This is a genomic window from Nonomuraea aurantiaca (assembly GCF_020215705.1).
Taxonomy (GTDB): domain Bacteria; phylum Actinomycetota; class Actinomycetes; order Streptosporangiales; family Streptosporangiaceae; genus Nonomuraea; species Nonomuraea aurantiaca.
The window spans coordinates 25,059-37,507 of record NZ_JAIWNB010000040.1; the positions used below are offsets into that span (position 1 = coordinate 25,059).

Below are 12,449 nucleotides of genomic sequence, written 5' to 3' on the forward strand. Positions count from 1 at the left end.
TTGCTCCTTACGCCGGTGACTGCTGCTGCACCTGGTCGAGTGCGTCCGCCGCCGTGGTCTGCCCGTTGAAGGCCTGGATGCCGTACTGGGCCAGCAGCTTCTCCACCGGGTCCCAGTTGCTGGTCGTCCGGAACGGCTTCGAGGAGGCGTTGGCGGCGTCGAGGACCGGCTTGGAGCCCTCGAAGGCGTTCTCGTACCACTTGTTCTGTACGGACTTGCGCGCCGGGTAGGCGCGCCCGACCGCGCCGAGCTGCCCGAGCACCTCGGCGCTGGTCATCGTGCTGACCGCCTTGAAAGCCTCGTCAGGGTACGGGCAGGACTGGGAGATGCCGAAGCCCGACCCGGCCGTGTAGCTCTTGGTCCCGTCCGGACCGGCGGGGATGGTGGCCAGGCCCACACCGAACTTGGCCTTGGCCTTGAGCTCCAGAACGGACCAGGGCCCGTTCACCGACATCGCCGCGTTGCCGTTGAGGAACTGGGTCTCGGTGAAGTTGTTGTCCACGCCGGGTATCTTGGGCGAGACCCCCTGCTTGGCGGTCAGGTCCGCGTACCACTGGAAGCCGGCCTTCATCTGCTCAGTGGTGAGGGTGAGCTTGCCGGAGGCGTCCATCGGCTCCGCGTTGCCCGTCTTTGACAGGATCATCGAGAACATCCCCAGGGCCGAGGGGTAGCCCACGAAGCCGTACTTGCCGCCGGTGGTCAGCTTCTTGGCCGCCGACTCGAAGTCCGCCACGCTCCAGCCGACCTTCGGCTCCGGCACGCCGGCCGCCTTGAACATGTCCTTGTTGTAGGTGATGATCAGCGAGCCGACATCGTACGGCAGCGCGTACTGCTTGCCGCCCGAGGCCAGCCCGGCCATGATCGAAGAGTCGAAGTCGGCGGTGTCCAGGCCGTTCTTCTTGATCAGGTCATCCAAGGGACGCATGCCGCTGACGTAGCCGCCCGTGCGCAGGCTCTGCATGGAGACGACGCACGGAGCGCTGCCACCGGCAAGGCGGGTGCCGAGTTTGGTGAAGTAATCCTTGAACGGCGAGGTCTCGAGCGTGATCTTGATGTTGGGGTACTTCTGGGTGACCTGGTCGGCCACCTTCTGCCAGGCGTTTCGGTCTTCCGTTCCGGACGCCCACATCCCCCAGGTGAGCGTGACCGCGCCGTTGCCGGCCTTTTTGCCTCCCGCCGATTCCTGGCCGTCGCCCCCGCAACCGGCCGCTAGTCCCCCCGCGATGACCACCGCTGTCGCGACCGCCAACGATCTCCGACCGCTATACATCTGCCTGCCCATCGCAGCTCCACTCAATAAGCTCGGGGCCGAGTTAATTGATCCGAAACTAGGGCGTAGCAATCCGTAATGTCAATGAGCTCGTGATAGGAAATATCCGATGACTGCTCGCCGAACAGCCGGTCGTGGCGATCTGACCCGCGTCGAGATCCTGGCGCTTCTCGGCACTGCGGGCGCCCTGGACCGCCGTCAGATCGCGGCCCGGCTCAAGCTCGGCGACGCGACCGTTCACGAACACACGCGACGCCTGCTGGCCTGCGGTTATCTGCGGACTCTCAGTCCACAGGCCGGGGTGGTCGGCCGGCCGCGCATCCCCCTGCAGGTCGTGCCGGAAGCCGCCGCGACCATGGGTGTGCGCGTCGCGTCCGACCACCTCGTCACCGTGGTCGCGGGGCTGGATGGACGGCTGATCACATCCGATGTATCGTCCTTCGACTGTCACGCAGACCCGCTCCCCCAGCTACTCAGCGTCATCGACCAGCGGCTGGCCGACCCCGTCATGGGCCCCCGGCTCAAGGCCGTGGGTGTGGCCGTGCCGGCTTCCGTTGACGCGGGCTATATCCGGTTCTGTCCCCGCTTTGGATGGAGCAACCTTCCTCTTGGTGAACGGCTGCGCGCCGAGCTGCCGATCCCAGTGCTCGTCGACAACGACCTCACGGCCAGCACCACCGCCGAACTCCTGTACCGGGCGGGACTCGAGCACGACGACTTCCTGGTGCTCGGCATCGGCGACGGCGTGGGGGTCGGCGCGGTCCTGCGGCGGCGGGTGCACCGCGGCCCGGGTGGGCTGTCCGGCGAGTTCGGCCACACGCCGGTCGCCGCCACCGGCCCGCGCTGCGCCTGTGGCGCCCGGGGCTGTCTGGAGACGTTCACCAGCGACGACGGGATCCTGCGCGCCGCCCGTCGCGAGGGCCTCGCCGAGGCGTCCACCACCATCGAGGAGCTCCGCTCGCGGTGGGTCTCCGGTGAACGGTCGCTGGCGCGGGTGCTCGCCAAGGTCGGCGCCATGCTCGGGCGGGCCGTCGCCGGCGTCGTCAACCTGCTCGGCACGCCCACCATCGCGGTCATCGGCGAGAACCACGTTCTCTGGCCGGGTCTGGAGCCCGGGTTCTCCGTCGTGATGCGGGCCAGCCGGGTCACCGCGGCCTACCGCGTCCAAGTGATCGTCCGGCCCTGGAGCGACGCCCAGCACGCGCTCGGCGCCGCCGGCCTGGCGCTCGCCGCGCCGGAAACGCTCTTCATCTGACCGGTGCCGAGCGCATGCCCCCCAGCGCCGGTAGTGGCGCGTCCACGCCCTCCCATGCCACACTCACTGTTATAGAACTCATTAGAGAGTTATAGAACGATCGGAGAATGGCATGCGAGACGTGATGCCGTGGCGTGAGCCGGTCCCGCTGGACGCGACGATGGGCGAGCCCCGAGCGCGGGGCCGGTTCGGCGACTACGGCGGACGGTACGCGCCGGAGTCCCTGGTGGAGGCGTGCCGCGAGGTGGAGGAGGCGTTCCGGGGGGCCTGGGCGGACCCGGGATTCCGCGGCGCCCTGGCGCGGCTGCTCGCCGTGCACGCCGGGCGGCCGACCCCGCTCACACCGGCCGGCCGGCTGTCGGAGGCGCTGGGCGTACGGCTGTACCTCAAGCGCGAGGATCTCACCCACACCGGATCCCACAAGATCAACAACGTGCTGGGCCAGGCCCTGCTGGCCACCCGGATGGGACGGCGCAGGCTGATCGCCGAGACGGGAGCGGGCCAGCACGGCGTGGCCACCGCGACCGCCGCCGCGCTGCTCGGGCTGGAGGCCACGGTGTTCATGGGCGAGCGCGACATCGAGCGGCAGGCGCTGAACGTCTTCCGGATGCGCATGCTGGGCGCCGAGGTGGTCCCGGTGACCATGGGCAGCCGTACCCTCAAGGACGCGACCAGCGAGGCCATGCGGCACTGGGTGGGCGCGACCGGCGACTCCCACTACTGCGTCGGCTCGGTCGTCGGGCCGGATCCGTACCCATGGATGGTCAGGGAGTTCCAGCGGGTCATCGGCGACGAGGCGCGCGGGCAGTGCGCCGCCGAGCTGCGGACCGGCGTGCCGGACCACGTGGTCGCGTGCGTCGGCGGCGGCTCCAACGCGGCAGGCACGTTCGCCGGATTCGCCGACACCCCGGCGCGCCTGGTCGGTGTCGAGGCGGAGGGCGGCGCCGGGGCGGCCCGCGGCCGGCTCGGCGTCCTGCACGGCTGCCGCTCGCTGTTCCTGCAAGATGACGACGGGCAGATCGCCCAGGCGCACTCCATCGCCGCCGGGCTCGACTACCCGGGAGTCGGCCCGGAGCACGCCCACCTGCGCGACCTGGGCCGGGCCCGCTATGTCACGGTGACCGACGACGAGGCGGTCGCCGCGGCGCTACGGCTGGCGCGTACCGAAGGCATCGTCCCGGCGCTCGAATCGGCGCACGCCCTCGCCTGGGTGATCCGCGCGGCGGGCAGCGGCGAACTGGCCGCCGGATCGACGGTGCTGATGACGCTGTCCGGCCGGGGCGACAAGGATGTCTCAACCCTGAAGGAGCTGCTGTGACGAGCCCAATCCTGGCCGCGGGCGCGGTCGAACGCCACCTGCGTGCCCGCCGGGACACCGGCCGCGGCCTGCTCATGCCGTACGTCACCGGCGGGATCACGCCCGGCTGGACGGACTACCTGCGGGCGTTCGCCGAAGCCGGGGCGGACGCGATCGAGGTGGGCCTGCCCTTCTCCGACCCCACGCTGGACGGCGTCACCATCCAGCAGGCCGGCGACATGGCATTGGCCAGGGGGGCGAGCACCCGCCGGATCCTCGCCGACCTGTCCGGCCTGCCGGACCTGGGGGTGCCGCTGGTCGTCAGCACCTACTACAACGTCGTGCTGCACGACGGCCCCGACACGTTCTGCGACGCGCTGCGCCGGGCCGGCGTCGGCGGCCTGATCGTGCCCGACCTGCCGGTGCACGAGGCGGACGAGCTGACGGACGTGGCTGCCGCCACCGGGATCGAGCTGGTGCTGCTCGCCTCGCCGGCGACGCCGCAGCCGCGACTGGCGGAGATCGGGGGCCGCAGCCGCGGATTCGTCTACGCGGTGTCGCTGATGGGCACCACCGGCGAGCGGGCCGCCCTCGCCGCTTCGGCGGCGGAGCTCACCGAACGGATCAGGCGCGTCACCGACCGGCCGGTCTTGCTAGGATTTGGCATTTCCACCCCGGACCAGGCACGCGAAGCCCGCCGGCACGCCGACGGCGTGGTGGTCGGCGCCGCGGTCATGCGGCGGGTGCTCGACGGGGCTGGGCCGAACGACCTGCGGGCCTTCCTCGCGACCCTGCGGCAGGCCCTCGACCACGATGACTTCCGACGCCGGGCCCTCGACCAGGAGTGACGCACCACGATGACCCCCGACGCCGGGCACGAGGCGAGATACCGCGCCATCGCCGCCGACCTCGCCGCGAAGATCCGGTCGGGACATTACGCCCCCGGCGCGGCCCTGCCGCCGCAACGGGAGCTGAGCACCTCCTACGGGGTGACCCTCATGACGCTGCGCCAGGCGTTGCGGGAGCTCAGCGACGAGAGACTGATCGTGCAGCAGCCCGGCAAGGGCACGTTCGTCGCCCCGCCCCACCTGGCGTACCAGCTCGACTCGCTCCGCAGCCTGGTCGACGACCTGCGCAAACAGGGCCACGACGTGCGCACCGCGGTGACCGGTCGGGCGGTGCGCCGGGCCCCCGCCCGGATCGCCGCGGACCTGCGGCTGCGTCCCGGCGACACCGCCCTGCGGCTGGAGCGGGTCCGCGAGTTCGCCGGACGTCCCGCCGTACACCAGGTGTCCTGGGTCCGCCGGCCGGTGGCCGACCAGATCCGCGACCGCGACTTCACCACCGTCTCCCTCTACACGGCCCTCGCCGACGCGGGAGTGACGGTCGCCCGGGCGGCCGAGGTGGTCCGGCCCGGCCTGCTCGACCCCGCCGCCGCCCGCCACCTCCACGAGCCGCAGGGCAGCCCGGTGCTCGTCAGCACCCGGATCACCTACACGCTCGACGCCACGCCCGTGGTGTCCGACCATGCCACCATCCTCGGCAGCATGATGGAGATCCGCACCGAACGCGCCGCCACCGGCCTGTCTCTCACCTGGGGCGCCACCAGCTGAGAACCTGTGTCGTCCAGCTCGGCCGCTACTTCTGTCCGACCACCTTGTCCAGGAAGGAGTACAAGTTCGCCCGGGTGCGGGCGACCTTCTCCCCCACGCTGAGGGACTCGTCGATGGTTCCACCCCCTGCCGCTTCCTTCTTCCCGCGCGTGTAGAGGGAGCAGGCCAGGTCGGTGCACAGGTAGTGCCCGACCGAGTTGCCCTGGCGGCCGGCCTCGCCGGTTCGGCGCGCGGTCATCAGCGCCACGCCACCGTTGGTGTGCGTGGTCAGGCACAGCGAGCACATGCTGCGCGAGGTGAAGCCGCGCGCCGCGCCGGATGCCACCCGCAGCGCGATGCCGACGAGGGGGCCGTCGCGTTCGGCGATCAGGAAGGCGCGTTCGGGCGCACCCGGATCTCGCCACCCCAGGAAGTCGAGGTCCTCCCAGGGGTGGTCGGCGAGATCTTTGGGGACGTTCAGACGCTTGGTCTCGCCCTTGGAGCAGTTCACGAATGATGTACGGATGTCGCGTTCGGTGATGGGCCTCATGAGCGGGGAGGCTAGCTTTCTTACAGGTATTATGCAAATACTTAAAGACTGTAAGCTAGCGGGAGAGAAGGGCGGCCCATGGCCCGCGCGGGATTGACCACCGAACGCCTGACCCAGGCGGCGGCGGACCTGGCCGACGAGATCGGCTTTCAGAACGTGACCGTCTCGGCGCTCGCGCGCAGCTTCGACGTCAAACCGGCGGCCCTGTACTCCCACGTCAAGGACGTGCGGGACCTGCGGGCCAGGGTGGCGTTGCTGGCCCTGGCGGAGCTCGCCGACAGGGCCGCCGCCGCCCTGGCCGGCCGCGCGGGCAAGGACGCGCTGGTGGCCTTCGCGAACGCCTACCGGGGCTACGCGAAAGAGCATCCGGGCAGGTACGCCGCGATGCAGATCGAACTCGACTCGGAGCGAGTGGACACCGGCGCGGGGCGGCCGCACGCGGAGATGACGCGCGCGATACTGCGCGGATACGCGCTGTCGGAGCCCGACCAGACGGATGCGGTACGCATGCTGCACAGTACGTTCCACGGCTATGTGAGCCTGGAGACGGCGGGCGGGTTCCGCCGCCATCCACGCGACGTGGACGCTTCGTGGTTCAGAGCGCTGGACGCCCTCGACGCCGTTCTCCGAAACTGGCCGCCGGCCTGATCCGCCACCCCGCGAGCTGCGATCATTGGGCGATGGCGACAACCTGGGACGAAGCATTCGCAAGCCAGTACCAGGAATGGTCGGGTCACATGACGGCCGACGTGGCCTTCTACGTCGATCTGGCACGCGAGGCGGACGGTCCGGTGGTCGAGCTGGCGATCGGGGACGGGCGGGTCGCGATCCCGGTGGCGCGGGAGACCGGCCGGCGGGTGGTCGGGATCGACGTCTCACCGGCGATGCTCGCGCGGGCCCGTACCCGTGCGGCCGAGGCGGGCGTGGAACTCGACCTGCGCGAGTGCGACATGCGCGACTTCGCCCTGGACGAGCCCGCGGCGCTGATCTACTGCCCGTTCCGATCGCTCCAGCACCTGCCGACGTGGGCCGACCGTCGTCGTACCTTTGAACAGGTCGCCGCCTCGCTCCGGCCGCAGGGGCGGTTCGCCTGGAACGCCATCGCCTTCGACCATCGGATCGCGGTCCAGCTCGACGGCGCGCGGCAAGAGAAGCCCGTCCCGCACACAGTCCGTTACGCGGTCGGAGACAACCGCGTCGACCTTGTCCTCGACGACGGTGCGAAGAGCTCCTTCTGGTGGGCGACGAAGAACGAGTGGCTCGGGCTGCTGGATGTCGCCGGTCTTGAACTGGAGGCGCTCTACGGGGGGTTCGCCCGCGAGCCGTTCACCGAAGACAGCCGGGAGTATGTGTTCGTGGGCCGCCGCCGGCCCTCCTAGGGGTCGGCCGGGAGAGTATGAGCCCGAGTATTACGACGGGTAGCACTCTCCACGCATCGGCCGTAGCATACGGGCCATGGCCAAGGAGAGAACATCCGTCAGCATCGCGCCGTGGATCTTGGAGGCGGTACGTAAGCACGCTGAAGCGAACGGGCTCAGCGTTTCCACCGTCTTGGAGCGCGGTGCCCTTCGCGAGATCGCCGCCACCCACAGCGCGGCCGCCCGCACCAAGGTGTACGGCGAAAGCGCCGACCAGGAAGCCGACGAGCGGATCGTCGCCGACGACACCGCGCGGGCCGCCGACGAGCGTCGCGGCGAGGCCGCGTGAGCCACCGATTCGGCGAGCTGTGGACCGTCCAGCTCGGTGACCGCGAGGAAGTCCGGCTTGTCGTGACAGGCGACTTCTACCACACGCTCTACAACGACAACGTGCTCACCGCGCACGTCGAGGCCGCCGACCTGGCGCACGCCCTGACCGCCTTCGTCGTCGACGTCGGCGACGACCGGGCCGCCATGATCGACCGCATCAGCACCGTGGCGGCCACCCGGCTCAAGAGCAAGGTGGGCGACCTGCCCGAGGCCCAGCTCGCCGCCGCGCGCAGCATGCTGGGCACGATCTTCTCCGTCACGGAATGACCCGGTCCGCGGTGGAGGCGCGATGCCCGCTGCCGGTGGCGGGGTGGAACGTGTCGCGATAGACGCTGGGCGGGACGCCGACGTGCTCTTTGAACAGGGCGCGGAAATTGGCCGAGGTGCCGAGGCCGCAACGCCGCGCCACGCCTTCCACCGTGAGGTCGGTGAACCCCAGCAGCTCCCGCGCCTGGCCGAGCCTGGCCTCCAGCAGCCACCGCATGGGCGGCTGCCCGGTCTCGGCGTTGAAGCGGCGGATGAGAGTCCGCCGGGACAAACCGGCCCGCTGCGCCAATTGGTCCACGGTGAGTGGCTGGTGCAGGTTGAGCAGTGCCCACTCATACAGCTGCGTCAGGCTTCCGGAACGTCCGGGCCGTACGGGCAGGTCGATGTACTGGGCCTGGCCGCCGGCGCGGTGAGGGGCGGTGACGAGCATGCGGGCCCGCTGGTTCGCCGCGCGGGCTCCGACGTCCTGGCGGATGAGATGCAGGCACAGATCCAGCCCTGCGGCGACTCCGGCCGAGGTCAGAACCTCGCCCTCGTCGACGTACAGCACCTTCGGCTCCACCTTGACCTGCGGATATCGGCTGGCCAGCGAGGCCGCGTACTGCCAGTGCGTGGTGGCGCGTCGTCCGTCGAGCAGGCCGGCCGCGGCAAGGACGAACGCGCCTGTGCAGATGGACACCATGCGGGCACCCCGGGCTGCCGCCGCCGCCAGCGCGTCGAGGACCGCGGCGGAGGGCGGAACCGGATCGGCCTGACCGGGGACGATGACGGTATCGGCGGACTCCAGACAGTCGACCCCGTACTCGACGGATACCGCTAGACCGCCGTGCACCTGGACGAGCCCCGGCCTTTCACCGCACACCGTCAGCGTGTACGGCCCGTCCTGCCAGCCGCCGAAGACCTGCAGGGGAATCCCGAGGTCCAGCGCGAGGACGTTCGGGAGAACCAGCACCACCACATGCTGCGAACCGCCGGATATCCGACCAGCCATGGCACGATCCTATCGACACGCGGCGTCCATGCCACTCCTCACGGCCGCAGCGTGAGTCTCACATCTGCAGGGTCTCGTTGCCCGCCGTGCGGAAGACGATCTTCGGGGCCGCGCCGGCGCGGGTGAGCGCCTCCTCCATCCGGGGCTGGTCGCAGGTCGACGGCCAGGTCACCAACGGTGCGCCGTCGAGCTGCTTCAGCGGAACCGGCTCGTCGGAGAAGGCGCCGCGCCTGGCCACCAGCAGGTACGGATCGTCGAGCAGCTTGACGTGCTCGACGTCGCCGTCGAGGGGACGGTCGTAGAACAGCAGGTCGAGGTCGCCGATCTGGGGCGCCTCCGGCTCTTCCTCCGACAGCCGGATCGCGCAGCCGGCGTACGATGGCCGGCAAGATCACCGCGGAGGTGCTCTGAAAGGTGCCGATGTCGATCCGGCCGTCGCCGGCCTGGAACCGGTCCACCGCCTCGGGCCAACGCCGCCGCCTTCGCCAGCGGCGGCGGCCAACGCGGCCAGGTGCCGCAGGTCGACGTCGGTCGTGCGTAAGCCCGATACATCGTTGTTAGCGATCGAATTGACCATAAATTATCGCTTTTCACGATGGCGCATCGGCTCTTAACGTTGCTGACATGACAGCGACGAGAAACTCAGGGAGTACGCGATGAGCACCTTCGTGTTGATCCACGGCGGAGGAGACGTCGGCTGGTACTGGCACCTGGTGGAAGCCGAGCTACGAGCTCGTGGGCACGACGTGGTGGCTCCCGACCTTCCGGGCGACGACGAGTCGAAGACCCTGACGGACTACGCCGACGCCGTGGTCGAGGCCGTCGGAGGGAAGCAGAACCTGGTCGTCGTGGGCCACTCGTTCGGTGCCTTCACCGCACCCCTGGTCGCCGACCGGCTACCCGTCGATGCGCTGATCCTGCTGGCCGGGATGGTCTCGTCCCCGGGTGAGCCGCCGGAGGAGTGGTGGGCCAACACCGGCTACCAGAGCGCGGTGGCGGAGCAGGCCGAGCGCGATGGCGGCTTGACCGGCAACGCCGATCCCTACGTGAGCTTCTACCACGATGTACCGCGGGAGCTGGCCGCGGAGGCGATGAGCAAGGAGCGCGCGCATCCGTCGAGCACCGCGATGGCCGCTCCATGGCCGTTGGAGGCGTGGCCGAACGTGCCGACGAGGTTCGTGCTCTGCACCGAGGACCGTTGCTTCCCGCCCGACTTCTTTCGCCGGCTGGTGCCCGACCGTCTGGGCATCGTCCCCGACGAGATCGCGGGCAGCCACTGCGTCGCGCTCAGCCGCCCCAAAGAGGTGGCGGACATGCTGGAGGGCTACGCGGCCACCGCGCCTGCCTCGTGGATCGAGGAGTGAAGAGGTACATTCGGCCGTAGCCGAATCCAACGGGTCTCTGGCATGCTCACGGTGGCGTTCTCCGCCTACGACCTGACCTCCATCAGGTTCGCGTACTCCCCGCTCAGGGAGGTCTCCGCCGGCATCCAAGCGCTGCGCACCCCCGCCGGACGTCCCCTGCATCTGCCGTGGTTCAAGCAGGTACGCCCCCGGCGTACGGACCTCGACCGCATGGCCGCCGAGGCCCCCGGCTCGCTGACCGGCTGTGCCATGGAGCTGTACCAGGATCCGGCCCAGGGCCTCGACCGGCTGGCGCACGCCATCGAGGCCTTCTGGCAGCTCGCCATGGCACCGCACTGGCCGCGCATGCGCAACCTCCTCGAAGGCGACCTGCTCCACCGCGCCCGCCAGTACGCCGAACGCGGCCCCGCCGGCGTGTTCGCGGACCTGCACCCGGCCATCCGCTGGGAAGATCGCACCCTCTATCTGGACGAGCGTCCGGAGGAGCTGTCCCGGACGCTGAACGGCGAGGGCCTGCTGCTGGCCCCCTCCATCTTCGTCTGGCCCAGACTGCTCTACCGCACCGACTCCCCCCGGCCAGGCGGTCATCACCTACCCCGTACGCGCCGTCGCCACATTGTGGGAACGCGGCACCGCGCCCTCCCCCGACGCCCTGGCCGCCGTCATCGGTCGCTCCCGCGCGCTGCTGCTGGCCGAGCTCGACACTCCCGCCTCCACCACGGACCTGTCCCGGCGCACCGGGCTGTCCCCCGCCAACGTCTCCGAGCAGCTCACCCTGCTGCTGTCCGCGGGCCTGGTCACCAAGCACCGCGTCGGCAGGGCCATGCTGTACGTCCGAACCCCGCGCGCCCAGGCCCTGCTGGACGACTGATTCGGCGCAGGCCGAATGTGTCGCCCCGCACAGGGGGCGCCCGCACCATGCACTCATGACGATCACGGCTCCCGCCCCGACCCCCGTGTTCCAGGGGCTGCCCAAGGTGTTCTGGCTGCTGTTCTCCGGCCAGCTGGTCAACAGGTTCGGCGGGGTCGTGCTGCCGTTCCTCGTGTTCTACCTGACCGGGCGGGGGTACGCGGCCGCGCAGATCGCCGCCGTCATCTCCGCGTACGGGCTGGGCGGCCTGGGCGGGCAGCCGCTGGGCGGCTACCTGGCCGACCGGTTCGGCCGCCGCGTCACCCTCATCGGCGGGCTGCTCGCCACCGCGGCCTGCCTGATCCTCATCGCGGCGGCCGGCAGCCTGACCTGGCTGATGACCGCGGCCCTGGCCATGGGGCTGGCGGGCGACGTCTACCGGCCGGCCGCCTCGGCGCTGGTCGCCGAGACCACCCCGCCGCACCTGCGCGCGAAAGCCTTCGGGCTCATGCACTGGGCGGTCAACGTGGGCACCGCCGCGGCCGGGGCCGTCGCCGGGCTCCTGCTCGCCCACGGCTTCTGGCTCCTGGTCATCCTGGACGTGACCACCAGCGTCGCCTTCGCCGTGATCGTGGCCGTAGGCATCCCCCGCGGTCACGACAGGGCCGCCGCCAGACCCGCGCGCAACGGCTACGCGATCGCGGCACGTGACCGGGTGCTGCTGGCCGCGCTGGCCTTCCTGCTGCTCGGCCTGATCCTGTACGCGCAGGCCTCGTACGCGCTGCCCCTGGCCCTGGCCGCCGACGGGCTCCCGGCCTCCCTGTACGGGCTGCTCATCACCGTCAACGGCGCGATCGTCGTGATCTTCCAGCCGCTGTTCATCTCCTGGCTGTCACGCCTGCCCCGGCTGCCGGTCCTCGGCGTCTCCATGACCGTGGTGGGCCTCGGCCTGGCCCTGACCGGGATGGCGAGCCAGCCCTGGCACTACGTGCTCACGGTGGTGCTGTGGTCGATCGGCGAGATCGGCATGGCGGGCTTCGAGGCGGCGCTGATCGCCGACCTCACCCCGGACGGCGCCCACGGCACCTACCAGGCCCTGTACGGCTGGACCACCGCCATCGCCCGCTTCGCCGGGCCGGCCGTCGGCGCCGTGCTGTTCCAGGCGGGGATGCTGTGGTGGGCCTGTGCCGCGACGGGCATCCTGTGCTTGGTGTTCGCCTTCACCCTGATGCCCGCCGTCGCGCGGCGGGAAAGGCCGTAGGGGG

Annotated in this window: 15 protein-coding genes; 11 read left to right on the forward strand and 4 right to left on the reverse strand. The window is 70.5% G+C overall.

Features of this window, described 5'->3' with window-relative positions:
• Positions 1–7 precede the first annotated feature (7 nt).
• Positions 8–1,249 carry an ABC transporter substrate-binding protein gene (locus LDL49_RS50290; RefSeq protein ID WP_225302069.1) on the reverse strand — a complete coding sequence of 414 codons (1,242 nt, stop codon included), beginning with the start codon at positions 1,247–1,249 and terminating at the stop codon, positions 8–10.
• Positions 1,250–1,379: 130 nt separating this feature from the next.
• Between LDL49_RS50290 and LDL49_RS50295 the strand changes: the two genes are divergently transcribed.
• The 4 genes from LDL49_RS50295 to LDL49_RS50310 all read left to right on the forward strand — a co-directional run bounded on the left by LDL49_RS50295 (position 1,380) and on the right by LDL49_RS50310 (position 5,435).
• Positions 1,380–2,525: an ROK family protein gene (locus LDL49_RS50295; RefSeq protein ID WP_225302070.1), complete on the forward strand. Its 1,146-nt coding sequence runs from the start codon at positions 1,380–1,382 to the stop codon at positions 2,523–2,525.
• Positions 2,526–2,637: 112 nt separating this feature from the next.
• On the forward strand, positions 2,638–3,843 hold the full coding sequence (trpB, locus tag LDL49_RS50300; protein ID WP_225302071.1) for a tryptophan synthase subunit beta: 1,206 nt from the start codon (positions 2,638–2,640) through the stop codon (positions 3,841–3,843).
• Complete coding sequence (gene trpA, locus LDL49_RS50305) at positions 3,840–4,670, forward strand: tryptophan synthase subunit alpha (RefSeq protein WP_225302072.1); 831 nt, start codon at positions 3,840–3,842, stop codon at positions 4,668–4,670. The genes trpB and trpA overlap by 4 nt, the downstream gene beginning before the upstream one ends.
• Before the next feature lie 9 nt (positions 4,671–4,679).
• Positions 4,680–5,435 (forward strand): GntR family transcriptional regulator, encoded by a 756-nt coding sequence (locus LDL49_RS50310; protein ID WP_225302073.1) that lies wholly within the window; start codon positions 4,680–4,682, stop codon positions 5,433–5,435.
• A 25-nt stretch (positions 5,436–5,460) separates the two neighbouring features.
• On the opposite strand, the gene LDL49_RS50315 is transcribed toward LDL49_RS50310, so the two are convergent.
• Positions 5,461–5,964, reverse strand: coding sequence for an FBP domain-containing protein (locus LDL49_RS50315; RefSeq protein ID WP_225302074.1), 504 nt, complete (start codon positions 5,962–5,964; stop codon positions 5,461–5,463).
• Between the two features lie 78 nt (positions 5,965–6,042).
• Here LDL49_RS50315 and LDL49_RS50320 point away from each other — a divergent pair, with 78 nt between their 5' ends.
• From LDL49_RS50320 to LDL49_RS50335, 4 genes are all read left to right on the forward strand, one after another.
• Positions 6,043–6,612 carry a TetR/AcrR family transcriptional regulator gene (locus LDL49_RS50320; protein WP_225302075.1) on the forward strand — a complete coding sequence of 190 codons (570 nt, stop codon included), beginning with the start codon at positions 6,043–6,045 and terminating at the stop codon, positions 6,610–6,612.
• Positions 6,613–6,644: 32 nt separating this feature from the next.
• On the forward strand, positions 6,645–7,343 hold the full coding sequence (locus tag LDL49_RS50325) for a class I SAM-dependent methyltransferase (RefSeq protein WP_225302076.1): 699 nt from the start codon (positions 6,645–6,647) through the stop codon (positions 7,341–7,343).
• A gap of 76 nt (positions 7,344–7,419) precedes the next feature.
• Positions 7,420–7,671, forward strand: a complete 252-nt coding sequence (locus LDL49_RS50330) for a hypothetical protein (protein ID WP_225302077.1) — start codon at positions 7,420–7,422, stop codon at positions 7,669–7,671.
• Entirely contained in the window at positions 7,668–7,979 is a 312-nt protein-coding gene (locus tag LDL49_RS50335) for a putative type II toxin-antitoxin system PemK/MazF family toxin (protein ID WP_225302078.1), read from the forward strand. Before LDL49_RS50330 ends, LDL49_RS50335 begins: the two co-directional genes overlap by 4 nt.
• Here the strand turns inward: LDL49_RS50335 and LDL49_RS50340 are convergent.
• Positions 7,969–8,970, reverse strand: a complete 1,002-nt coding sequence (locus tag LDL49_RS50340; RefSeq protein ID WP_225302079.1) for a GlxA family transcriptional regulator — start codon at positions 8,968–8,970, stop codon at positions 7,969–7,971. The two genes, LDL49_RS50335 and LDL49_RS50340, sit on opposite strands and share 11 nt — an antisense overlap.
• Positions 8,971–9,028: 58 nt before the next feature.
• On the reverse strand, positions 9,029–9,331 hold the full coding sequence (locus LDL49_RS50345) for a LysR substrate-binding domain-containing protein (protein WP_308016293.1): 303 nt from the start codon (positions 9,329–9,331) through the stop codon (positions 9,029–9,031).
• A 295-nt stretch (positions 9,332–9,626) separates the two neighbouring features.
• Here LDL49_RS50345 and LDL49_RS50350 point away from each other — a divergent pair, with 295 nt between their 5' ends.
• From LDL49_RS50350 to LDL49_RS50360, 3 genes are all read left to right on the forward strand, one after another.
• Positions 9,627–10,334 carry an alpha/beta hydrolase gene (locus LDL49_RS50350; protein WP_225302080.1) on the forward strand — a complete coding sequence of 236 codons (708 nt, stop codon included), beginning with the start codon at positions 9,627–9,629 and terminating at the stop codon, positions 10,332–10,334.
• Between the two features lie 616 nt (positions 10,335–10,950).
• Entirely contained in the window at positions 10,951–11,205 is a 255-nt protein-coding gene (locus LDL49_RS50355; RefSeq protein WP_225302081.1) for an ArsR/SmtB family transcription factor, read from the forward strand.
• 55 nt (positions 11,206–11,260) lie between these two features.
• On the forward strand, positions 11,261–12,445 hold the full coding sequence (locus LDL49_RS50360; RefSeq protein ID WP_225302082.1) for an MFS transporter: 1,185 nt from the start codon (positions 11,261–11,263) through the stop codon (positions 12,443–12,445).
• Positions 12,446–12,449 lie beyond the last annotated feature (4 nt).